Source organism: Kosakonia sp. CCTCC M2018092 (assembly GCF_003864115.1).
In the GTDB taxonomy this organism is placed as follows: Bacteria; Pseudomonadota; Gammaproteobacteria; order Enterobacterales; family Enterobacteriaceae; genus Kosakonia; species Kosakonia cowanii.
This window is the reverse complement of sequence record NZ_CP034225.1, coordinates 2,691,259-2,711,989: the sequence shown is the minus strand read 5'-3', so window position 1 is coordinate 2,711,989 and position 20,731 is coordinate 2,691,259. Positions and strand designations below refer to the sequence as shown.

Sequence of the window (20,731 nt, the reverse complement as noted above, 5' to 3'; positions counted from 1 at the left end):
CGGAGGCGGTATGGAGAACTTTCTGGCAGCAACCATTGCGGGCGATATTCCACGCAAGATGTCCGGTGAAGCGGGCGGAATTCACTGGTTGTGGCATGAGCAGGGGATCCTCGAGCTGGTGCCGCCGCAGCCGGTAGGGCGTTCGCTGGTGATCTCCTGCGCCATTCACGGTAATGAGACGGCACCAGTGGAGCTTATCGATCAACTGCTGCACAACCTCTTCTCCGGTGAGCAGCCGCTGAGCTGGCGATTGCTGATTATTCTCGGCAATCCGCAGGCGCTGGCGCAGGGCAAGCGCTATATCAAAAGCGATCTCAACCGCATGTTCGGCGGGCGCTGGCAGCAGCTTCCGCCGAGTGATGAAACCATCCGCGCGGCGCAGCTTGAGCGCGCGGTGACGCACTTTTTCTCCGAGGGCGACGAGACGCGCTGGCATCTCGATCTGCATACCGCCATTCGCGGCTCGCACCATGTGCGCTTTGGCGTTCTGCCGCAGCGCGCCACGCCGTGGGATGAAGCTTTCCTGACGTGGCTCGGCGCGGCCGGGCTTGAAGCGCTGGTGTTCCACCAGGCACCCGGTGGAACTTTTACCCACTTCAGCTGTGAATCATTCGACGCGCTCGCCTGCACGCTGGAGCTGGGCAAAGCGCTGCCCTTTGGTGCCAACGATCTCAGCCAGTTTCAGCGCACCGCCTGGGCGCTGGCGGCACTGCTTGCCGGCGAACCCGCGCCTGATACCGAGCATCCTCCGCTGCGTTACCGGGTGGTGCAGCAACTCACCCGGCGCAGTGAGGCGTTTACCCTCTATATGGACAATGAGACGCTGAACTTTACCCCGTTCAGCGAGGGGACGCTGCTGGCGGAGGATCGCGGCGAGCGCTATCTGGTGACGCACCCGCAGGAGTATGTGCTATTTCCCAACCCCAATGTCGAAATTGGATTACGCGCCGGATTAATGCTGGAAAAAATAGCGTAGCGTTAAGCCCTGCACCGCAGGGCTTATTTTTTACTCTCTGAACTTATTACGGAATTATCTTGTTGAGTGCTGAAAAAAATAGCATACTCAGGTTTTACTTATCTCCATAAAAAACTTATATTTCAGCGGCTTGTTTATTTTTATTTCCACTCTTCACCGTTTATCCTTATTTCCTTCATATTTGATTAAAATCTCACTTTTACACTTTCACTGTTTTACCATCGCTCTGATTAATTGACGCTTGAAGCGCTAAAGTGATTAGCGTCAACACGGCAACCGCCGTATATAAAACTGAAGTAAGGAAGAATATTATGCGTAAATTGACTGCCCTGTTTGTTGCCTCTACCCTGGCGTTTGGTGCTGCAAGCCTTGCGCACGCTGATGATGCTCCGGCTGCACCGGCTGATGCCAAACCGATGATGCATCATCACAAAGGAAAAGGGCCGCATGAGATGATGTTCCAGGGTCTTAACCTGACCGATGCGCAGAAAGCGCAAATCCGCGACATCATGAAGAGCCAGCGTGAAGAGATGAAGCGTCCGCCAGTGGAAGAACTGCGCGCGATGCATGAGATTGTCGCCAGCGACAGCTTCGATAAAGCCAAAGCTGAAGCGCAAATCAATAAGATGGATGAGCAGCGCAAAGCCGACATGCTCAAACATATGGAAACGCAGAACAAGATTTACAACATTCTGACGCCGGATCAGAAAAAACAGTTCAATGCCAATTTTGAGAAGCGTCTGACAGAACGTCCTGCCGCAGGCGATAAAATGCCTCCTGCACCGGCTGAATAATTTAGTCGACCCTTCTTAAGACCGCCGGTTTTGCCCATCGCCAGTAGCACATGATGGGCAGAACCGGCGGTTTTTTCTCGCCTGCCTCTTGCCAGCCGCTACCGGCGCGGTATCCTCGTTGTTCCTGTGTGCCCGAAGTTGCTACTTATCTGAAGTTTATACTTTTTTACATCTCTGGTTACGTCGTAGCCTAAGGCATCGCTGCCTGGCTGCCGATAACCTGTTTATAGCAATGTGAACAAGAACAAGAATGCACGCTGTTTCAGAAGCAGCGGCGCAGCGTATCGCTGTGCTATTCAGGAGTGATGATGGAATTCTTTGATATTCGCAAAATGCCGGTCAATCTCTGGCGAAATGGCGCAGGCGAAACGCGCGAGATTTGCTGCTTTCCGCCCGCTACCCGCGAATTTAACTGGCGCGCCAGCATTGCCTCGCTGGCCGGGAACGGCGAATTTACGCCTTTCCCCGGCGTTGATCGCGTGATCACGCTGATAGAAGGCGGGGAAGTGACGCTCAACGGCGGCAGTGTGCGCCATACCCTGAAGCGCCACCAGCCTTTTACGTTCGCAGGGGATCAGCCGGTCAAGGCCGAGCTTTGCGAAGGTCGTATGTCGATGGATTTTAATATTATGACCCGCCGCGATCGCTGTCAGGCGAACGTGCGCATCGCCGATCGCACCTTCACCACCTTCGGTTCGCGCGGTGGGGTGGTGTTCGTGCTGAGCGGTGCATGGCAGCTGGGTGATAAACTGCTCACCGCCGATCAGGGCGCGTGCTGGCAGGAGGGGAGGCAGACCCTGCGGCTGCTCCGCGCCGAAGGGCAGTTACTCTTTAGCGAAATCACCTGGCTGGCCGGGCACTAAGCCAGTTCTACAATCTCATGCTCGCCCGACAGCAGCGGTTTACACAAAATTTTATAGCCATCGTGATCGAAGCCGGCGGGGGTGCGCAGCAACGCTGCCGCCTCGCCTGGCGTATTGACCGAACCCAGCCAGAGCCAGTTATGGATGATGTGATACTGCGTCATCTCACCGAAGCTCTCTTTTAACCCAATCGGCCCCTGCCACGGCCAGCACACCAGCTGCATGCGCGCCATCGCGGCGAGAAAACGGCTATTGTGCTCTTCAATGCTCTCTTTTCCGCAGCAGGCACCGGCGCAGCGCTTTAACGCCGAGCGAAAACAGGGACGGCCACGGCTGAGCGGCTCAAGCCCGAGCAAGCCGTAACAGAGCTTCTCCTCATCGGCGATGGCTTGCAGCGATTGCAGCGCCGTGCGCCGGTTGGCAAACAGACCAAAAAGATGGGGAGAAGAGGAGAAATCCACTTCGCGGGCGTAAACCATCTGCGGCTTACCTTCCTCCACGCGCAGTGAGCAGAGCTGGCGGTTACGGCGCAGGCGTTTATTAAACAGCGGTTGCTGCTCTTTAATAAGCCTGGCTTCCAGCAGCAGCGCGCCAATCTCACCGGCAGTGCAGATCCAGCTAACGCGCCGGGACTGGCGCAGCATGGAAGCTTCATCCGGGGTGCGGAAATGGGACATCACCCGGCTGCGAATATTGACGCTTTTGCCGATATAAAGCGGCATCGCCTCGCTGTCACCATGAAAAATATAAACGCCAGGGTGCTTAGGCATCGCCTCAAGCCACTGACGCAGATGTTCGGGGTATTCATAGATTGCCGCCGCCTCAAATGAAAGACGCGGGGCTGATTGACGCCTTGCCACACGGAACTCCTGATACTGGTTACTTGTACAGTATAGCAGGCTACTTCAGGTTAAAAAAGAAACATTTGGAAAGATCTGGTAAGTGCGGGCGGAAGGTGAGAGCAGTCACCGCTTCGCTTAGCAGGCCTACAGCAGATCTGTAGGCCTGAGCGGGCGTCACGATTTACTGTTTTTTCCAGAAATCATCGAAAATGGTGATCGGCGGACGGCGCTTGTGCTCGGTCTTCACATACCAGCCCTCAATAATGCGGGCGGTTGCTTCATCCAGCGTTTTGCCTTCCAGATAATCGTCGATATTCTCGTAGGTTACGCCGAGCGCGGCTTCATCGGGTAGAGAAGGGCGGTCATCTTCCAGATCGGCAGTTGGTGCTTTTTTATAGAGATGCTCCGGGCAGCCAAGGTGCGCCAGCAGCTGTTTGCCCTGACGCTTATTCAGGCGGAACAGCGGGTTAATATCGGTACCGCCATCGCCATACTTGGTGTAGAAGCCGGTGACCGCTTCAGCCGCGTGGTCAGTTCCGACAACAATCCCTTTGCACATCCCGGCGATGCTGTACTGCGCTTTCATACGCTCGCGCGCTTTCTCATTCCCGCGCACAAAGTCGCTCAGCTCAATACCGGTATCGCGCAGCGCCTGCTCGCTTGCCAGCACTGATGCTTTGATATTGACGGTCAACACGCGGTCAGGTTTGATAAACGCAATTGCGTCCTGGCAATCCTGCTCATCCGCCTGCGCGCCGTAGGGTAGACGCACGGCGATAAACTGTAACTCGCTGTCGCCGCTCTCTTCACGCAGTTCCGAGATGGCTAACTGGGAGATTTTCCCCGCCAGCGTCGAGTCCTGGCCACCGCTGATGCCGAGCACCAGTGATTTGATAAAGGGATAGGTTTTCAGATACGTTTTCAGAAAATCCACGCTGCGGCGAACTTCTTCTTCGGCATTGATGGTTGGCTTGACGCCCAGTGCCTGAATAATCTCTTGTTGCAGAGCCATTAACCCCTCCGTTGTTGAATCCTGCTGTGCAGGTTGCAAATTGTTATTCATTAAAGCTAACCCCTTCGTGGGAAAACGACAAGGTTCACAGTTTTACGTGCCGTAATTTGCGCCGATTCAGGTCGTTTACGCACTTTTATTAGATTTTTCTGAAAGATATATCATTTTCTGTCCTGAGTTGAAAATTCCAATATTATATTCCAGGCTTAGTTAACACGCTGATACAGAAGCGGATACTAAAGAGGATGGAATATGAATAAGAATATCGCAGGAATTCTGGGCGCCGCAGCAGTACTGACTATGCTGGCAGGTTGTACCGCTTACGATCGCGCGAAAGATCAGGTTAGTCAGCCGGTCGTTAAAGATGTGAAAAAAGGGATGAGCCGCCAGCAGGTAATGCAGATTGCAGGCCGTCCGTCATCAGAAGTGAGCATGGTTCACGCACGTGGTACCTGCCAGACCTATATCCTGGGCCAGCGTAACGGCAAAACTGAAACCTACTTCGTTGCACTGGACGAAACCGGTCACGTGCTGAACTCGGGTTATCAGACCTGTTCTGAATACGACACCGACCCGCAGGCACCGCAGCAGCAGTCTCAGCAGAAAAAACCTTTCCAGTAATTTTTTGATTCGCCTGAGCACACAAAAAACCGGCCAACTGGCCGGTTTTTTTATGCCTTATGCCGGCACGTTATCGATCTTGCTGATACGTGACCAGACACGGTGCGCTGAAAGCTGCTCGATAAAATCCTCCACCAGCGCGGTCGAGGCGATATCGCCTTCGATAATGCCCTCTTCACCCTGCGGGTTGACGTGGATCACCCCTTTAAACTGGCGGGCATCACCGGCAAGACCGATAGTCTTGAGGTGCTTATAGGCTTCCAGTAGGTAGTATTTCGCATCGCCGTTTTGCAGCAGCGTGCTGATATCGCCGCCGGGCACAAAGACGCCATCCACCGTCAGCGACGGCGAACCGGCGAACGTTGCCGCCACCGGCAGGCGGGAGCCATCATCAGCCATTACTTCGCCCATGCGCGAGTAGAGCAGTTTGGCGTGCACGCCTTTATTCTTCAGCCCTTGCAACAGAGTCAGCACATCCTGCGCGCGAACATTGTCATGCAGCAGCACTGCGACCACACGGCCCTTCACATCGCCATCCGGAATGGCATACAGGCTGAGGGAGGGATCTTTCTCCACGCCATTTACCGCAGGCGGCGGCGTAATGTTGCACTGCTCTTCCGTCAGGGTAATACCCAGGTTTTCGGCAACGGACTGCGCCAGGTTGACATCAATATGCGCCAGCAAGTCGACCACGCGCTCACGGATATAGGGACGCGCCACTTTGCTTAACTCAAAGCTGAAGGCATCGACGATATGGCGTTGTTCAAACGGCGTCTGGCTCAGCCAGAAGAGGCGCGGATGGGCGTAGTACTCACCAAATGAGGGGCTGCGCTCGCGCACTTTATGCCCTTCAACACGCTCCTGATAGCTCTCAAACCCGCCGCGTTTCGGCCCCGGCGGCGTTTCGCGCGGCCAGTTATCGTTGATCGAGTTCGGCTCATAGTTGGCCGGATTGGTGTCGATATCCATCCGGTGCATGCCGTCACGCTGGAAATTGTGGTACGGGCAGGTCGGGCGGTTAATCGGAATCTCGTGGAAGTTTGGTCCGCCGAGACGGCTGATCTGCGTATCGGTATAGGAGAAGAGACGCCCCTGCAACAGCGGATCGTTGGTGAAATCCAGCCCTGGCACAATATGGCCCGGATGGAAGGCAACCTGTTCGTTTTCCGCAAAGAAGTTATCCGGGTTGCGATTGAGCACCATTTTGCCGACCCGCTGCACCGGCACCAGCGCTTCCGGGATCAGCTTGGTCGGGTCGAGCAGGTCGAAATCAAACTTGAATTCGTCCTCTTCCGGGATCAGTTGCAGCCCCAGTTCATATTCCGGGTAGTCGCCCGCTTCAATCGCTTCCCACAGTTCACGGCGGTGGAAGTCCGGATCGCGCCCGGTCAGCTTCTGCGACTCGTCCCACACCAGCGAGGCTTTACCCGCCAGCGGTTTCCAGTGGAAGCGCACAAAGGTCGCTTTTCCTTCAGCGTTAATCAGGCGGAAGGTATGGATACCAAACCCTTCCATGGTGCGATAGCTGCGCGGAATGCCGCGGTCGGACATCGCCCACATCACATTATGCAGCGTTTCCGGTTGCAGGGAGACATAATCCCAGAAGGTGTCGTGCGCGCTCTGGCCCTGCGGAATAGCCCAGTGTGGCTCCGGTTTCACCGCATGGACAAAGTCGGGGAATTTGTGCGCATCCTGCAAGAAGAAGATCGGCGTGTTATTGCCGACCAGATCGAAGATACCCTCTTCGGTGTAGAACTTAGTGGCGAAACCGCGAATATCACGCACGGTATCCGCTGAACCGGCACCACCCTGTACCGTTGAGAAGCGCACAAACACCGGGGTGATCTTCTCCGGGTCGGAGAGGAAATCGGCTTTGGTGACATCTTGCAGGCTGCGGTAGGGCTGGAAGTAACCGTGCGCCGCCGAGCCGCGCGCATGCACGATACGTTCAGGGATGCGCTCATGGTCAAAATGGGTGATCTTCTCGCGCAGAATAAAATCTTCCAGCAGCGTCGGGCCGCGTGAGCCTGCGCGCAACGAGTTCTGATCGTCGCTGATGCGCACGCCCTGGTTAGTGGTTAGCGCGGCATTCTCGCCGCCCTTGCGGAACGGCTCCAGCGCATTCAATTTCTCATTGGCGGTATCGGGTGATTTCAGGCTGCCTGGGGCGGTGGGCTCTTCGCCGGGTGCGGTCGGTTTTGGCGAAGGGCGGTGGGAATTATCGGATGGTGCGAGGGAGTCCAGTCCCGGGCGGGCTTCGTTTTCATCATCAACCGGGGCGCGGGAAGGTTGCGTCTCTTTCTCATGCTGCGACATTGAATTCGTCTCCTGTTTTCCATGACTAAAAAGGCAGGTTGTTGCCATTAACCCTTCTAACTATAGAACAATGTCCCGCCCGCGCCCGTTTACCGGCCGCGCCTGGAAAACGCGCAGAAGCTCACGCCGGGCGCGACGCGCGGGGTCACAATCGGCTATCATTGGATTTCGTGTGTGTGTGAAATTTGTCTTTAGTGAATGCATCGCTTATGAAAACGCTTCGTCAACAGAATCGAGTCATTATCAGCTATGTCCCGCGCGTCGAACCGGCGCCACCCGACCATGCGTCAAAGGTCGAAGGTTATCGTGATGTCTGGAGGCTGCGCGCTAAATATGTCGCGTTTGTGTTGATGGGCGAGCATTTTCGCCGCTCGCCGACTTTCACTACGCCTGATGCGGCGCAGCGCTGGGCGACGCAGATGCGCCAGGAAGGCGAGATAGAGGAATAAAAAAACGCCTGCAGTGTGCAGGCGTTTTTGTTTTTACGCGGGAAGCTTAGCGATGTGCCAGTTCTGCGTGCTCTTCGCTATCGAGAATGGTTTTATCCGTCTGCTTCAGCCACTGGCTGGTCAGCGTCCCGGCGGTCATTGAGCCGCTGACGTTCAGCGCGGTACGGCCCATATCGATCAGCGGTTCAACGGAGATCAGCAGCGCAACCAGCGTAACCGGCAGGCCAAGCGCCGGCAGCACAATCAGCGCGGCGAACGTTGCACCGCCGCCCACGCCCGCCACACCGGCAGAGCTGATGGTGACGATGCCGACCAGCGTTGCAATCCACATCGGATCCAGCGGGTTGATGCCAACTGTCGGCGCTACCATTACCGCCAGCATTGCCGGGTAGAGACCGGCGCAGCCATTCTGGCCGATGGTCGCACCAAAGGAGGCGGAGAAGCTGGCGATCGACTCCGGTACGCCAAGGCGACGGGTCTGCGCTTCCACATTCAGCGGAATAGAGGCTGCGCTGGAGCGGCTGGTAAAGGCAAAGGTCAGCACCGGCCATACTTTACGGAAGAACTTCAGCGGGCTTACGCCATTCACGCCCAGCAGCACGCCATGTACCACGAACATAATGCCGAGGCCGAGGTAAGAGGCGATAACAAAGCTGCCCAGCTTGATGATGTCGTGGATGTTGGAGCCCGCAACCACTTTGGTCATCAGCGCCAGCACGCCGTACGGCGTCAGCTGCATCACCAGACGTACCAGCTTCATCACCCAGCTCTGCAGCGTGTCGATGGCGGTCAGCACGCGCTGGCCCTTCGGCGCATCATCTTTCAGCAGCTTCAGCGCGGCAACGCCGAGGAAAGCGGCAAAGATAACGATGCTGATGATCGACGTCGGGCTTGCGCCAGTCAGATCGGCAAACGGATTTTTCGGCACAAACGACAGCAGCAGCTGCGGCACGGTCAGATCGGCCAGCTTTCCAACGTAGTTGCTCTGAATGGCATTCAGACGCGCGGTTTCCGCGCTGCCCTGCACCAGTCCTTCAGCGGTAAGACCAAACAGATTGGTCACCAGCACACCGACCAGCGCGGCGATAAGGGTGGTAAACAGCAGCGTGCCGATGGTAAGGAAACTGATTTTGCCCAGCTGCGACGCGTTGTGCAGGCGCGCAACGGCGCTGAGGATCGAGGCGAAAACCAGCGGCATCACAATCATTTGCAGCAGTTGCACATAGCCGTTACCGACGACGTTAAACCACTGAATAGACTCTTTCAGCACCGGATTATCGGCTCCGTAAATGGCCTGCAGCGCGAGGCCGAACGCCACGCCAAGCCCGAGACCAACCAGTACTTTTTTTGCCAGGCTCCACTGTTTGTGGCGCGCCTGCGCCAGCAAAAGCAGCAGTGCTGCGAACACGACAACGTTCGCGATTAATGGAAAATTCATCCCCGTTCTCCTGATTTCATTATATTGATGACATCGAGGTCATCCTGTGGCGCAAGGTTAGCAGAAGTGCCCGGGGCGGCTTATATCCAAATGGAATGCTTTATAGCGAAGTGTTCGAAATCGACTATTTATCGTGCAGACTGGCGATCAATAAAGCGATTGAACTCACTTTGCAGGATATTTATCGCTTCAGATGACCAGCGGATTGCACCATTTTCGGGCAGGGTTTGCGGCATCCATACGGCATAGGTGAGCAGCGCCATGCAGAGTACACGCTCCATCTGATTACCTTTTTGCGACGCGAGGATCGGCAGGCGAAAGCGCCAGCGGCAGGGCCACAGCAGCGGCACACCGGCGGGTGTGAGCATATCTGCAACGATATGGCTGAGATAGCCGATCACCATCCCCTGCAGCGCATCCGCCGGCAGGATCCAGCTGTCAGGCACTTTTAAGGCAAAGAGGGTAAGCGCAAGAAAAACCGCCAGCAGGCTATGGGTGAACCCGCGGTGACCAAAGGCGCGCGCAACGGGTTTTGAGATCCACTTTAGCCGCTGGCCGAGGAAGGATTTCGGGTGATCGATGTCCGGCAGCAGGCAGGTGAGAATGGCTGAAGGCACAATATGCCACCAGTCGCCCTGTGCAAGCACGGGCGTCAATTCGGCATTCTTGGTAAACACCGCGCAGGCTATGGAGAAAAGCAGGTGTCCTTCCGCCGTCATGATCAAACTCGCTAAACTGTCGATGCATACAGTATAGGATGTTTGTACAGTAGGCGAAAGAGGTGACGGTGTAACTCTTTGTCACAATCCTGCTAATTTAACGCGCCAGCCAGCCGCCATCGACCGCCAGCGTGTAACCATTTATGTAGTCCGCCGCTGAAGAGGCGAGAAAAACCGCCGCGCCCTGCAAATCCTCCGGCGTACCCCAGCGGCCCGCGGGAATGCGATCAAGGATCTCCTGATTGCGTTCTGCATCTTCGCGCAGTTGCTGGGTGTTGTTGGTCGCCATATAGCCGGGCGCAATCGCGTTGACGTTGATATTGTGCTTCGCCCACTCGTTTGCCAGCAGACGCGTCAGTCCCATCACGCCGCTTTTTGAGGCGGTATAAGAGGGAACGCGGATGCCGCCCTGATATGAAAGCATTGAGGCGATATTGATAATTTTGCCGCCGCTGCGCTGGGCGATAAATTGCCGGGCGACAGCCTGCGAGAGGAAGAAGAGCGATTTGAGGTTGAGATCCATCACCTCATCCCAGTCCTTTTCACTGAAATCGATGGCGTCGCAGCGGCGGATTGTTCCGGCGTTATTGATGAGAATATCGAGGTGCCCCATCTTCGCTACCGCTTCATCGACAATCGACGTCAGTTGCTGATGGTCGCGCAGGTCGGCCTGAATCGCATGAAAACGCCGACCAAGCGCCTCGACGCGTTGTGCCGTTTCATGGGGGATTTTCCGGTTAACACCGACAATATCGCAGCCCGCTTCCGCCAGCCCTGTTGCCATTCCCTGGCCCAGACCGGTATCGCATCCGGTTACAAGAGCCACCTTACCCGTTAGCTTAAAAGCATCCAGTATCATATCTACTCCGGCGTGATGTCATGTCGTGACGGGCGTCAATGCCTGCGGATCAGAATAGAAGGCGGGAGCGCAAAATACAAACAAATGAAATGATGTTTCAATATTTTTGTGATGCAGGAGCGGCTTTGCACCGCTCCTGCACATTTTTAACCGAGCAGATGGGCGGCAGTCAGTTGCTGCAAGCTTTCGAGTTTGACGTTCGCCAGCACATAGCGCGGATCGGCGCGATGCTCCTCATCAGGAACGACAATCGAACGCATACGCGCCGCTTTGCTGGCAATCATCCCGTTAACGGAATCCTCCAGCGCCACGCAGGCTAAGGGATCGACACCGAGTTTCGCTGCGCAGTCGAGATAAACCTGCGGGTGCGGTTTGCTGTAAGGCAGGCTTTCGGCGGAGGCCAGTGCATCGAAGCTGTCACGCAGGTCGAACATCGCCAGCACTTTCTCCAGCATATGTAGCGGCGATGCGGAGGCCAGCCCAACGCGCAGACCGTTCGCTTTGCAAAGCGCCAGCGCTTCACGCACGCCCGGCAGCAGCGGACGCTCTGCTTCTACCAGCGCAATAGCGCGCTCAATAATTTGTGCGGTCACTTGCTGGCGGGACGGGCCGCTCCACGGCTGTTGCGCATACCACAAATCAACCACCATATCGATGCGCAGGCCCAGCGTGTCAGGCAGCTCGCCGCGGCGCGAGATGTCGACGCCGAGGCTTGAGATCACCTCAAGTTCGGCGCGATCCCACAGCGGTTCCGAATTAATTAATAAACCATCCATATCAAAAATTGCTGCAACTGTTTGGCGCGGGGCAGACATAACACCTCTCCGGTTAGCGAAATAAAACAGGGTGAAGGTAGTGAGTATGGCAATGCGTTCACCCTGGCGTCTTTAAAAATCAGGCGAAAATAGTTATCAGCAGGTAGACTAAGGCACAAACAGTGCGTCAACAACAAGGGGAATCCATGACGTATCAACAAGCTGGACGCATCGCCGTACTGAAACGCGTTCTGGGTTGGGTGATTTTTATTCCGGCCGTTATTTCGACCGTTATTTCGATCCTGAAGTTTATGTATGAGCATAGTGATAAACAGCCCGGCATTAACGCCGTGATGCTCGATTTTGCCCATGTAATGATTGAGATGATGCGGTTCAATACGCCATTCCTCAATCTCTTCTGGTACAACTCGCCGACGCCCCATTTTCAGCAGGGCCTGAACGTTCTCTTCTGGATTATCTTCGCCTTGATCTTTGTTGGCCTGGCTCTACAGGCTTCCGGCGCGCGCATGAGCCGCCAGGCGCGCTTTGTGCGCGAAGGGGTGGAAAACCAGCTGATCCTCGAAAAAGCCAAAGGCGATGAGGGGCTTAGCCGCGAGCAGATCGAAGCGCGCATTAACGTGCCAAACCACACCATTTTCCTGCAGATTTTCCCGCTTTACGTGCTGCCAGCGATCATTATCGTGGCGGGCTACTTCTTCTTTAAGCTGCTCGGCTTTCTGTAAAGTTACAGCGCCCGATGGCATTCGCGATCGGGCTTGTTAGCCTTTCACTTTTACGCGGCCAATACCCGATCCAGCGCCTTCTGTGCATTCATTAAATGTTCACCGCCGAAGAGAATGGCGCGGTTGAAAAGGGTGTAAAGCTGGTAAATCGGTTGGCGGTCAAGGAAGTCGGGCGGGAGCGGGGAGATGGACTGGTAACCGTCGTAGATCTGCGGCGGCTGATCCGGATGGAGCGGCAGCATCGCCAGATCGCACTCCCTGTCGCCCCAGTAGCAGGCGGGATCGTAAATATAGGGGCCGTCCGGGCCGAGCGCGCAGTTGGCGGACCAGAGATCGCCATGCAGTAAAGAGGCCTGCGGCTGGTGGCCAGCTAAACGCTGCTGAACATGCTCAACAATCGCGTCGATATTGCCGAACTGTAGCCCTTTCTCCGCTGCCAGCTCAAGCTGCCAGCCGATACGCTGCTCGGCGAAAAAGGTCGACCAGCGGCGCTGCCATGCGTTGGGCTGCGGCGTGGTGGAGAGATCGTTATCGAAGTCGAGACCGAACTGCGGCTGATCGCTCCACTGATGGAGCCGGGCAAGCTGCTGACCCAGTAAAAAGGCGCTATGCACATCAAGCGGGCGGGCGTGAAGATACTCCATCACCAGGAAGCTGTAGTCGCGGTCGCTGCCGACTGCCCACACCTCAGGCACCCTTACCGTATTGCTGCGCGCCAGCAGCGCCAACTGATCGGCTTCGGCAGTGAAGATGGGAAGCAGGGCGCGTTCATCACATTTAACGAAACAGTCGCGTCCTGCGTAACGTATGCGCCATGCAGCGTGAATTTCACCGCCCGGTAGCTCATCGCGTTGTTCAATTTCGCCTTCACCCAGTTGCTCGCTTAACAGACCACTTATCGCTTGCCACATGATATTTCTCCCATGTAATCAGCCAGATCATTAGGTTAGCGCACTAAAGCTGTGAAAAAATTCGACTTAACGCACACCAGGCGCACGCACGGCGCAGGATGGCACTTATTGCTCTTGTTGCCGCCACGTCTCCCAGGTGGAAACCGTAACGTCTGTTTTTCGCCCGACGGCACTTTCCGCCAGGCCGCTGGCAAGCTCATGAACCTCTTGCTCATTTAAGGCGCTAATCAAGCCGAAGGTGTTAGTGCCGAGATCGTGCACCTTGCCATCGTCGTCCGCCATGGTGATAAGAAAGCCCGCAAGTGTAAAGTGGTTATTTAGCTCATTAATGTCCGTTAACGTCTCATCGTGAAATTTCACCGTCACGACGTAGCGGGTGATGCCATCGTTACTCATATTTCACCTCGTTGTTAATGCAAATTTTTTTAGCATAGTCGGCGACAAATATTTGTCGACTGGATGCCGCAGATTCCGCTGCGCTTAAGCACCGCGTAGATAGTCGTAGATTTTCTGCGTATCTTCGCTGGCGCACAGGCGGGTGCCCTGATTGATGGTGGCCGCGCTGCCAGCCGCGACGCCAAAGCGCACCATATCGTCGAGCGGAGCATCTTCGGCAAGCTTAAGGGTCATGGCACCGACCATGCTGTCGCCCGCGCCAACGGTGCTCTGGCTTTTCATTGGTGGCGGCACAACCTGCACATGGCCCTGTCGATCCACCCCCAGCGCGCCTTGCGGCCCGAGCGAGACCACCACGCGACGCGCTTTGCCGCTGGTAATGATCTCCTGCGCCGCGCGCAGCACGTCATGGGGTTGGTTGAGCGGTCTGCCCACCAGCGCGCTGAGCTCTTTCTGGTTAGGTTTGACCAGTTCGATATTGCCAATCTCCAGCGCAGCGGCCAGCGCGTCGCCAGAGCTGTCGATAATGCAGCGAATCCCCTGTTTTTGCGCGACGGTAATCAACTGCGTCAGCTTTTCAAGCTGGACACCCGGCGGAAGGCTGCCGCTGATGACCAGAATCGCGCCGCTCTCTATGGTCAGCACTTTCTCTTCAATCTGGCGGAACTCATCTTCGCTGAGGGCGGCACCGGGCATCACAAAGCGATACTGCTCGCCGCTCGCCTCAACGTGCACATGCAGGTTTTGTCGCGTCCAGTCGGCGGTCTGCACGCTGAGGGTCGGGACATGTTCGTCGGCGAGCAGGGCAGTCAGGTGTTCACCGGTTGCGCCGCCCGCCGGAAAAATCGCGGTGGCTTTTCCCCCGAGGTGGGCAATGGCGCGGGCAACATTAATGCCGCCGCCGCCCGGTTCAAATACCGGCGAGGTGCAACGGAGTTTTCCTTCCGGATAAATTTGCGGCGTTATTGTCGCGCTATCGAGGGATGGCGCGAGCGTAAGCGTATAAATCGGTACCATATTTGACCTCCTGTTACGTAGCGTGCAGTAAGCCTGGCACCATTTACAGTGAAGGGAAAGTAAATAACAGTATGATTTTAAATACGATATTATTTTTATAGTGATATTTCGGAATCTATAACAATTATTCTGAGATCTCTCTTATTCAAAAAATCAAATAAGATTTCATTGATATGTTTAAGCGGTCTTTTTATAATTTGTTACCTTTCTGCGGACCGTTGGTCATTGATCCATAAGAAAGTTTCCGGGACCGTGTTGGTCTCATTTACTGTACGGATTTAAAAAAATGAAGCTTTTTAAGACAGTACCCGCGCTGGTTATGGCTGCGGGCGTGCTTGCGTCGATGAATGCTGTCGCAGATGATACCGTTTTTACTGTCATGGATGACCCCGCCTCCGCGAAAAAACCGTTTGAAGGTAATGTCAACGGTGGCTATCTCGGTCAGTCAGGCAACACAAAGAGTTCCTCTTTGACGGCCGACTCTACCCTGACATGGTATGGCGATTCTACGGCCTGGTCCCTGTGGGGCAACGCCAGTAATACCTCGTCTAACGACGAACGTTCTTCCGAGAAGTATGCTGTTGGTGGCCGTAGCCGTTATAACATGACTGACTACGACTACCTGTTCGGCCAGGCGAGCTGGTTGACCGATCGCTACAACGGTTACCATGCCCGTGACATCGCTACCGCCGGTTATGGTCGTCAGTTCCTGAATGGCCCGGTTCACAGCTTCCGTCTCGAATTCGGTCCGGGTGTGCGTTATGACAAGTACACAAACGGCGATACCAAAACGACGGCGCTGGGCTATGCGTCTGGTACCTACGCGTGGCAGTTCTCTGACAATGCGAAATTTACCCAGGGCGTTTCGGTATTTGGTGCGGACGATACTACCGTCAACTCCGAAACCGCGCTGAACGTGGCGATTAACTCCCACTTCGCGTTGAAGGTCGCCTATAACGTGACCTGGAACTCTGAGCCGCCGTCATCGGCACCGGATCATACCGATCGCAGAACGTCGATTACCTTAGGCTACAAAATTTAATTGGACGGGCCGGGTTATCCGGCCCGTTTTTATTTACGTGAAGTGCGCAGTTCGTCAGTTAGTTTTATTTAAGTCCGCTCCTGCATTTTCTCTCCACATTTCCTCTTTAAGAAACATATTCAGTTTATTTGACACGAACGGCTAAATAAATTGACTGGGAAAAAGTGTGATCCAGATCTACAATTCTTGCTGTGGGCATTTTGCTGCCCGGCCAGTTAAATCTATTTAAGCAAGAGAATTTGATCATGAAAACAATCAAAACAACCGCAGCCGCGCTGGTTATTTCTGCGCTCTCTTTTAGCGTATTCGCGGCACAGCCTGCACAATCTACTAATCACGTCACCACCATCGAAGCGGGTTCAAACATGATCCCCGGTACGCATGCAGTAAACGGCTCTAACGCCGCTGCTTTTAATGCGCATACGCTGGTAGCCGGTGAGTGGGAATAAAGATTATTCTTAGCCGTTTCATCTGCTTATTTTAAAAACCGGATTGTGTGGTACCGGTTTTTAAAGTTGGCAAGAGAGGTTTAAGAATGAGTTGTTTCTGACAGCTTATTTGCAAAAGGTGCGCTAATAACGCTTATTTCTGGTTGCGTTAAATCTCAGACCATCAACTACGCAGGAGCGAGAGAATATTCTCCGCCGCCTGGTTAGCCACTTTTAATACGGCATCCTGGCCCTGCTGTAAAAGCTGCGCTTTGGCCATCTTGCTCGCTTCCAGCGCATAATCCGCATCTTCTATCCGGCTTCTTGCCGCCTGCGTGGCGACACTTTGCTGCGCCAGCACCGATTTGTTTGATTCAAAACGGTTAATAAAAGCGCCATATTGCGCCCGATACCCGCTCACTTTCTCCAGCGCCTGGTCGAGTTTACCCATCGTCATGCCAGCGGTGGTTTCCGACAGCAGATCCGTGCTGGTTAAGCCGAGAGATTTAACATCTGCGGGCGTGGCTGGAATGGTCGTTGATTTGATCTCATCCCCGACAGTGGCGCTGGTCACCACTTCCCACGGCCTGCTCTGCTTAGGCGGCTCTTCCGGTGTGATGGTCGGTTTTGGCAGATCGCCCCAGGTCAGGTTGCTGGTAAAAGAGCCGCTACCGACGACCATGACGACAAGATCTTCGGTAACGTCATCAATCTTTAATCGCTCAAGGCGGTTCGAACCGTTGCTGCCGTCATTGTAGGCCGCAGCGGATTCATAACGATCGCCATCGCCACTGTATTTGATGGTCATACCGTTGTAGGAGAGCGTTGCACTGCCATTTAATGCCCAGGAAGAACCCCCTTCAATCAACAGCGAGTCATCGTAAGTGGCACCACTCTTAAAACCATTCGATGCGGTCAATACGCGGCTGGTCGCCTTCGCTGAATCTGTGATGCCGCGGCTTTTCCAGGTGTAATCCGGATCGCTACCGTTAATTGGCGTGCCCGCCAGATGTTTACCGTCGCGCGTAAAGAGCTGGATGTCGTCATCAAGGCCCAATGAGTCGATGGTAATAGCAATATTTTTCGCCCCCGCCGGAATATAGGCCAGCGAGACGATACCGGAGCTGAACGAATAGTCCGTTCCGCTCACCGGAAATTTAGTACTCAGCGGCGGAACATCGCCGATAAGCGCTGGTGGAAGTTCCGGGGCGTCCGTTGCCAGGGGATAAGAGCCGAAAATTTCGGTGCCTTCGGAAATCGACTGAATGGTATCGAGAATACTTTTGTATTCGTTCTGGATACTTTGTCTGTCACTTTCAGAAAGCGTACTGTTACCGGCCTGGATAGCCAGACTTTTAGCGCGGATCAGCCGTTCGCTAATCGTACTCAGGCCGCCATCGGCGGTCTGCGCCATGCTGATGGCGTCATCAAGCCCGCGGGAAACCACGGTGTCTGCGTTACTGTTTGAACGCATACGATTAGCAATGGCCTGGCCTGCCGCATCGTCTTTTGCGCCATTGATTCGTAAGCCTGACGATAAACGCTCAATTGACTCCTGCAGAGTCGATGAGGTTGTTTTGCGAACCGTCAGGTTCAATCCCGTCATCTCGTTGTAATTGATCGCTTGCATTACCGTCGCTATATCATTCAAACCACGAATGCTCTATTTATCGGCAACAGTAGCGAGTTTCTTTAAGGTAAATCGATAAGGAAATTTAACTTTGTGCAACTGTATAAAAAACAAGTCCTTTTACATTTTCACTATAGATTTGCTGTGTTGTGGCACACTTACGGGCAACGGGTATAAGGACAGGTTGCGTGTTACTCAAGGCTTTCTAATGAAAAAAGTGGGGCAATATGGGCAAGTTAAATGATGCGGCACTGTACGATGAGATGTGCCGGGTAGTGGGCAAGGTGGTGCTTGAGATGCGTGACCTGGGGCAGGAGCCTAAGCATATTGTTATCGCGGGTGTGGTGAGAACCATGCTGGCTAATCAGAGAATTAAACGTAGCGAACTAACAGAAGCGGCGATGGAAGAGGTGATCCGTGCCCTTGGTTTTGACGCCTGAGCCGGATTTCAACAGGGCACGCATTGCTGCGTGCCCGGGAGAAGCGAAAGCCCTAGCGTCGTTTTCTCGGTGAAACCGGAAGGGTTTGTGAATATTTCACTTTGCTGTGTTTGTAGAAGGCAAAAATAACGATAGCAATCAACAGAATAATGGCTAAGATATAAACTATTACCATGATTTATCAGTGGGTTAGGGGTTGCTGGGAAGCCAAATAGACTGCTTCTACCCCTGTTGTGTCAAGATGTAAACGAAAAATCAGATAATACCTTCGTTGCGCAACCACGCTTAAATGGCGACTCTGCTCCATAGCGACGGAAAAGGGCGCAAAAATGATCCCCGTCACACTAGCCCTTTCAACGCCGAGTGCAAATGTGTACTATTGTCGGGTACTTAACAGCAGCGGGTAAGGGTAAAGTGCGGTCATCACCGTTCGATACATATTCCGCAGAGTGAAGCGAGAAAACTTATCTAAGTTGCTGTTATATCTTTGAAATCTCATTTTGCATGTGCTCTTTCGTGTGGCGCACCACTGCAAATTAAGGAAATGAAATGCCTGTAATTACGCTTCCTGATGGCAGTCAACGCCATTATGACCACGCCGTAAGTCCCCTGGATGTTGCGCTTGATATTGGCCCTGGTCTGGCGAAAGCCTGCATCGCCGGGCGTGTCAACGGTGAACTGGTCGATGCTTCAGATATCATCGACAGTGATGCAAGCCTTGCTATCATCACCGCAAAAGATGAGGAAGGGCTGGAGATTATCCGCCACTCCTGTGCGCATCTGTTGGGCCATGCGATCAAGCAGCTGTGGCCGCATACTAAAATGGCGATTGGTCCGGTTATCGACAATGGCTTCTATTATGACGTTGATCTCGACCACACCCTGACTCAGGAAGATATCGACGCGCTCGAAAAACGTATGCACGAGCTCGCCGAATCCAACTATGACGTTATCAAGAAGAAAGTGAGCTGGCAGGAAGCGCGTGAAACGTTTGTCGCACGCGGTGAAAACTACAAAGTCTCCATTCTTGATGAAAACATTGCCCATGATGACAAGCCAGGCTTGTATCATCATGAAGAATACGTCGATATGTGCCGTGGTCCGCACGTACCGAATATGCGTTTCTGCCACCACTTCAAACTGATGAAAACGGCGGGCGCTTACTGGCGCGGCGACAGCAACAACAAGATGCTGCAGCGTATTTACGGTACCGCATGGGCAGATAAAAAAGCGCTTAACGCTTATCTGCTGCGTCTGGAAGAAGCCGCAAAACGCGACCACCGTAAAATCGGTAAGCAGCTTGACCTGTACCATATGCAGGAAGAAGCGCCGGGTATGGTCTTCTGGCACAACGATGGCTGGACCATTTTCCGTGAACTGGAAACGTTCGTACGCTCTAAGCTGAAAGCGTATCAGTACCAGGAAGTGAAAGGCCCGTTTATGATGGACCGTGTGCTGTGGGAAAAAACCGGCCACTGGGACAACTACAAAGATGCTATGTTTACGACATCGTCAGAGAATCGTGAGTACTGCATCAAACCGATGAACTGCCCGGGACATGTGCAGATTTTCAACCAGGGGTTGAAATCCTACCGCGACCTGCCGCTGCGTATGGCGGAGTTCGGTAGCTGCCACCGTAATGAACCTTCGGGCGCGTTGCACGGTCTGATGCGTGTGCGCGGTTTTACGCAAGATGATGCGCACATTTTCTGTACGGAAGAGCAGGTTCGCGATGAAGTGAACGCCTGCATCCGTATGGTCTACGATATGTACAGCACGTTTGGCTTCGAAAAAATCGTTGTTAAACTCTCCACCCGTCCCGAGAAACGTATCGGTAGTGACGAGATGTGGGATCGTGCTGAGGCGGATCTGGCAGTTGCGCTGGAAGAGAACAATATCCCATTTGAATATCAACTGGGTGAAGGCGCATTCTACGGTCCGAAAATTGAATTTACCCTTTATGACTGCCTCGATCGTGCATGGCAGTGCGGAACGGTACAGCTGGACTTCTCCCTGCCGGCTCGTCTGAACGCCTCTTATGTAGGCGAAAGCAACGAGCGTCAGGTTCCAGTTATGATTCACCGCGCAATTCTTGGGTCACTGGAGCGCTTTATCGGCATCCTGACTGAAGAGTTCGCTGGCTTCTTCCCGACCTGGCTCGCGCCGGTGCAGGTCGTAGTCATGAACATTACTGATTCACAGTCTGAATATGTCAACGAATTGACCCAGAAACTGCAAAATGCGGGCATTCGTGTAAAAGCAGACTTGAGAAACGAGAAGATAGGCTTTAAAATCCGCGAGCACACTTTACGTCGTGTCCCTTATATGCTTGTTTGTGGTGACAAAGAGGTTGAAGCCGGCAAAGTTGCTGTGCGTACCCGTCGCGGTAAAGACCTGGGTAGCCTTGACGTAAATGAAGTTATCGAGAAGCTGCAACAAGAGATTCGCAGCCGCAGTCTTAAACAACTGGAGGAATAAGG

The 20,731-nt window shown here is 54.1% G+C and carries 21 protein-coding genes; 10 read left to right on the top strand and 11 right to left on the bottom strand.

The annotated features are described in order from the left end of the window. The first annotated feature begins 10 nt into the window (after window positions 1-10). The 3 genes from astE (at window position 11) to ves (ending at window position 2,633) form a co-directional block, all read left to right on the top strand. The gene (gene astE, locus EH164_RS12925; RefSeq protein ID WP_124968500.1) at window positions 11-976 is read left to right on the top strand and encodes a succinylglutamate desuccinylase; all 966 of its coding nucleotides are present in this window, start codon (window positions 11-13) and stop codon (window positions 974-976) included. A 311-nt stretch (window positions 977-1,287) separates the two neighbouring features. Then, complete coding sequence (spy, locus tag EH164_RS12920) at window positions 1,288-1,770, top strand: ATP-independent periplasmic protein-refolding chaperone Spy (RefSeq protein WP_124968499.1); 483 nt, start codon at window positions 1,288-1,290, stop codon at window positions 1,768-1,770. Window positions 1,771-2,078: 308 nt separating this feature from the next. Next, complete coding sequence (ves, locus tag EH164_RS12915; protein WP_023481716.1) at window positions 2,079-2,633, top strand: environmental stress-induced protein Ves; 555 nt, start codon at window positions 2,079-2,081, stop codon at window positions 2,631-2,633. Here ves and cho read toward each other — a convergent pair. Beyond that, the gene (cho, locus tag EH164_RS12910) at window positions 2,630-3,493 is read right to left on the bottom strand and encodes an excinuclease Cho (RefSeq protein ID WP_124968498.1); all 864 of its coding nucleotides are present in this window, start codon (window positions 3,491-3,493) and stop codon (window positions 2,630-2,632) included. The two genes, ves and cho, sit on opposite strands and share 4 nt — an antisense overlap. Window positions 3,494-3,656: 163 nt before the next feature. Then, on the bottom strand, window positions 3,657-4,487 hold the full coding sequence (gene nadE, locus EH164_RS12905; protein ID WP_023481665.1) for an ammonia-dependent NAD(+) synthetase: 831 nt from the start codon (window positions 4,485-4,487) through the stop codon (window positions 3,657-3,659). Window positions 4,488-4,739: 252 nt separating this feature from the next. On the opposite strand from nadE, the gene osmE reads away from it, so the two are divergent. After that, window positions 4,740-5,108, top strand: coding sequence for an osmotically-inducible lipoprotein OsmE (gene osmE / locus EH164_RS12900; protein ID WP_042716978.1), 369 nt, complete (start codon window positions 4,740-4,742; stop codon window positions 5,106-5,108). A gap of 57 nt (window positions 5,109-5,165) precedes the next feature. Here the strand turns inward: osmE and katE are convergent, their stop codons facing one another. Beyond that, on the bottom strand, window positions 5,166-7,424 hold the full coding sequence (gene katE / locus EH164_RS12895) for a catalase HPII (protein ID WP_124968497.1): 2,259 nt from the start codon (window positions 7,422-7,424) through the stop codon (window positions 5,166-5,168). Window positions 7,425-7,633: 209 nt separating this feature from the next. On the opposite strand from katE, the gene cedA reads away from it, so the two are divergent. Next, window positions 7,634-7,873 carry a cell division activator CedA gene (gene cedA / locus EH164_RS12890; RefSeq protein ID WP_023481475.1) on the top strand — a complete coding sequence of 80 codons (240 nt, stop codon included), beginning with the start codon at window positions 7,634-7,636 and terminating at the stop codon, window positions 7,871-7,873. A gap of 46 nt (window positions 7,874-7,919) precedes the next feature. Here the strand turns inward: cedA and EH164_RS12885 are convergent, their stop codons facing one another. The 4 genes from EH164_RS12885 to hxpB form a co-directional block, all read right to left on the bottom strand. Continuing rightward, window positions 7,920-9,311 carry an L-cystine transporter gene (locus tag EH164_RS12885; protein ID WP_023481542.1) on the bottom strand — a complete coding sequence of 464 codons (1,392 nt, stop codon included), beginning with the start codon at window positions 9,309-9,311 and terminating at the stop codon, window positions 7,920-7,922. Window positions 9,312-9,439: 128 nt separating this feature from the next. Next, entirely contained in the window at window positions 9,440-10,030 is a 591-nt protein-coding gene (locus EH164_RS12880; protein ID WP_124968496.1) for a metal-dependent hydrolase, read from the bottom strand. 97 nt (window positions 10,031-10,127) lie between these two features. Continuing rightward, entirely contained in the window at window positions 10,128-10,889 is a 762-nt protein-coding gene (gene kduD / locus EH164_RS12875) for a 2-dehydro-3-deoxy-D-gluconate 5-dehydrogenase KduD (RefSeq protein WP_124968495.1), read from the bottom strand. A 146-nt stretch (window positions 10,890-11,035) separates the two neighbouring features. Beyond that, a complete protein-coding gene (gene hxpB / locus EH164_RS12870; RefSeq protein WP_124968494.1) occupies window positions 11,036-11,704 on the bottom strand; it encodes a hexitol phosphatase HxpB in 669 nt (222 codons plus the stop codon). A 146-nt stretch (window positions 11,705-11,850) separates the two neighbouring features. On the opposite strand from hxpB, the gene EH164_RS12865 reads away from it, so the two are divergent. Continuing rightward, window positions 11,851-12,387, top strand: a complete 537-nt coding sequence (locus EH164_RS12865) for a YniB family protein (RefSeq protein WP_023481664.1) — start codon at window positions 11,851-11,853, stop codon at window positions 12,385-12,387. Between the two features lie 50 nt (window positions 12,388-12,437). On the opposite strand, the gene EH164_RS12860 is transcribed toward EH164_RS12865, so the two are convergent. The 3 genes from EH164_RS12860 to pfkB form a co-directional block, all read right to left on the bottom strand. Further along, entirely contained in the window at window positions 12,438-13,298 is an 861-nt protein-coding gene (locus tag EH164_RS12860; RefSeq protein ID WP_124968493.1) for a fructosamine kinase family protein, read from the bottom strand. Between the two features lie 105 nt (window positions 13,299-13,403). Beyond that, window positions 13,404-13,694, bottom strand: a complete 291-nt coding sequence (gene ghoS / locus EH164_RS12855; protein ID WP_124968492.1) for a type V toxin-antitoxin system endoribonuclease antitoxin GhoS — start codon at window positions 13,692-13,694, stop codon at window positions 13,404-13,406. An 84-nt stretch (window positions 13,695-13,778) separates the two neighbouring features. Next, window positions 13,779-14,711 carry a 6-phosphofructokinase II gene (gene pfkB, locus EH164_RS12850; RefSeq protein ID WP_124968491.1) on the bottom strand — a complete coding sequence of 311 codons (933 nt, stop codon included), beginning with the start codon at window positions 14,709-14,711 and terminating at the stop codon, window positions 13,779-13,781. Window positions 14,712-14,997: 286 nt separating this feature from the next. Between pfkB and EH164_RS12845 the strand changes: the two genes are divergently transcribed. Both EH164_RS12845 and EH164_RS12840 read left to right on the top strand, forming a co-directional pair. Next, on the top strand, window positions 14,998-15,753 hold the full coding sequence (locus EH164_RS12845) for a YdiY family protein (RefSeq protein ID WP_023481849.1): 756 nt from the start codon (window positions 14,998-15,000) through the stop codon (window positions 15,751-15,753). A 245-nt stretch (window positions 15,754-15,998) separates the two neighbouring features. Next, window positions 15,999-16,202: a hypothetical protein gene (locus EH164_RS12840; RefSeq protein WP_023481611.1), complete on the top strand. Its 204-nt coding sequence runs from the start codon at window positions 15,999-16,001 to the stop codon at window positions 16,200-16,202. Window positions 16,203-16,365: 163 nt separating this feature from the next. On the opposite strand, the gene EH164_RS12835 is transcribed toward EH164_RS12840, so the two are convergent. Continuing rightward, a complete protein-coding gene (locus tag EH164_RS12835; RefSeq protein WP_124968490.1) occupies window positions 16,366-17,811 on the bottom strand; it encodes a flagellin in 1,446 nt (481 codons plus the stop codon). Window positions 17,812-18,038: 227 nt separating this feature from the next. On the opposite strand from EH164_RS12835, the gene fumD reads away from it, so the two are divergent. Together fumD and thrS are read left to right on the top strand one after the other, a co-directional pair. Further along, window positions 18,039-18,251, top strand: coding sequence for a fumarate hydratase FumD (gene fumD, locus EH164_RS12830; protein ID WP_023481640.1), 213 nt, complete (start codon window positions 18,039-18,041; stop codon window positions 18,249-18,251). 549 nt (window positions 18,252-18,800) lie between these two features. Further along, complete coding sequence (thrS, locus tag EH164_RS12825) at window positions 18,801-20,729, top strand: threonine--tRNA ligase (RefSeq protein WP_124968489.1); 1,929 nt, start codon at window positions 18,801-18,803, stop codon at window positions 20,727-20,729. Window positions 20,730-20,731 lie beyond the last annotated feature (2 nt).

Excerpts from the sequence above, each read along its gene's own strand:
- astE (WP_124968500.1), top strand. The coding sequence starts at position 11 with ATGGAGAACTTTCTGGCAGCAACCATTGCGGGCGATATTCCACGCAAG.
- spy (WP_124968499.1), top strand. The coding sequence starts at position 1,288 with ATGCGTAAATTGACTGCCCTGTTTGTTGCCTCTACCCTGGCGTTTGGT.
- ves (WP_023481716.1), top strand. The coding sequence starts at position 2,079 with ATGGAATTCTTTGATATTCGCAAAATGCCGGTCAATCTCTGGCGAAAT.
- nadE (WP_023481665.1), bottom strand. The coding sequence starts at position 4,487 with ATGGCTCTGCAACAAGAGATTATTCAGGCACTGGGCGTCAAGCCAACC.
- osmE (WP_042716978.1), top strand. The coding sequence starts at position 4,740 with ATGAATAAGAATATCGCAGGAATTCTGGGCGCCGCAGCAGTACTGACT.
- katE (WP_124968497.1), bottom strand. The coding sequence starts at position 7,424 with ATGTCGCAGCATGAGAAAGAGACGCAACCTTCCCGCGCCCCGGTTGAT.
- cedA (WP_023481475.1), top strand. The coding sequence starts at position 7,634 with ATGAAAACGCTTCGTCAACAGAATCGAGTCATTATCAGCTATGTCCCG.
- EH164_RS12885 (WP_023481542.1), bottom strand. The coding sequence starts at position 9,311 with ATGAATTTTCCATTAATCGCGAACGTTGTCGTGTTCGCAGCACTGCTG.
- EH164_RS12880 (WP_124968496.1), bottom strand. The coding sequence starts at position 10,030 with ATGACGGCGGAAGGACACCTGCTTTTCTCCATAGCCTGCGCGGTGTTT.
- kduD (WP_124968495.1), bottom strand. The coding sequence starts at position 10,889 with ATGATACTGGATGCTTTTAAGCTAACGGGTAAGGTGGCTCTTGTAACC.
- hxpB (WP_124968494.1), bottom strand. The coding sequence starts at position 11,704 with ATGTCTGCCCCGCGCCAAACAGTTGCAGCAATTTTTGATATGGATGGT.
- EH164_RS12865 (WP_023481664.1), top strand. The coding sequence starts at position 11,851 with ATGACGTATCAACAAGCTGGACGCATCGCCGTACTGAAACGCGTTCTG.
- EH164_RS12860 (WP_124968493.1), bottom strand. The coding sequence starts at position 13,298 with ATGTGGCAAGCGATAAGTGGTCTGTTAAGCGAGCAACTGGGTGAAGGC.
- ghoS (WP_124968492.1), bottom strand. The coding sequence starts at position 13,694 with ATGAGTAACGATGGCATCACCCGCTACGTCGTGACGGTGAAATTTCAC.
- pfkB (WP_124968491.1), bottom strand. The coding sequence starts at position 14,711 with ATGGTACCGATTTATACGCTTACGCTCGCGCCATCCCTCGATAGCGCG.
- EH164_RS12845 (WP_023481849.1), top strand. The coding sequence starts at position 14,998 with ATGAAGCTTTTTAAGACAGTACCCGCGCTGGTTATGGCTGCGGGCGTG.
- EH164_RS12840 (WP_023481611.1), top strand. The coding sequence starts at position 15,999 with ATGAAAACAATCAAAACAACCGCAGCCGCGCTGGTTATTTCTGCGCTC.
- EH164_RS12835 (WP_124968490.1), bottom strand. The coding sequence starts at position 17,811 with ATGCAAGCGATCAATTACAACGAGATGACGGGATTGAACCTGACGGTT.
- fumD (WP_023481640.1), top strand. The coding sequence starts at position 18,039 with ATGGGCAAGTTAAATGATGCGGCACTGTACGATGAGATGTGCCGGGTA.
- thrS (WP_124968489.1), top strand. The coding sequence starts at position 18,801 with ATGCCTGTAATTACGCTTCCTGATGGCAGTCAACGCCATTATGACCAC.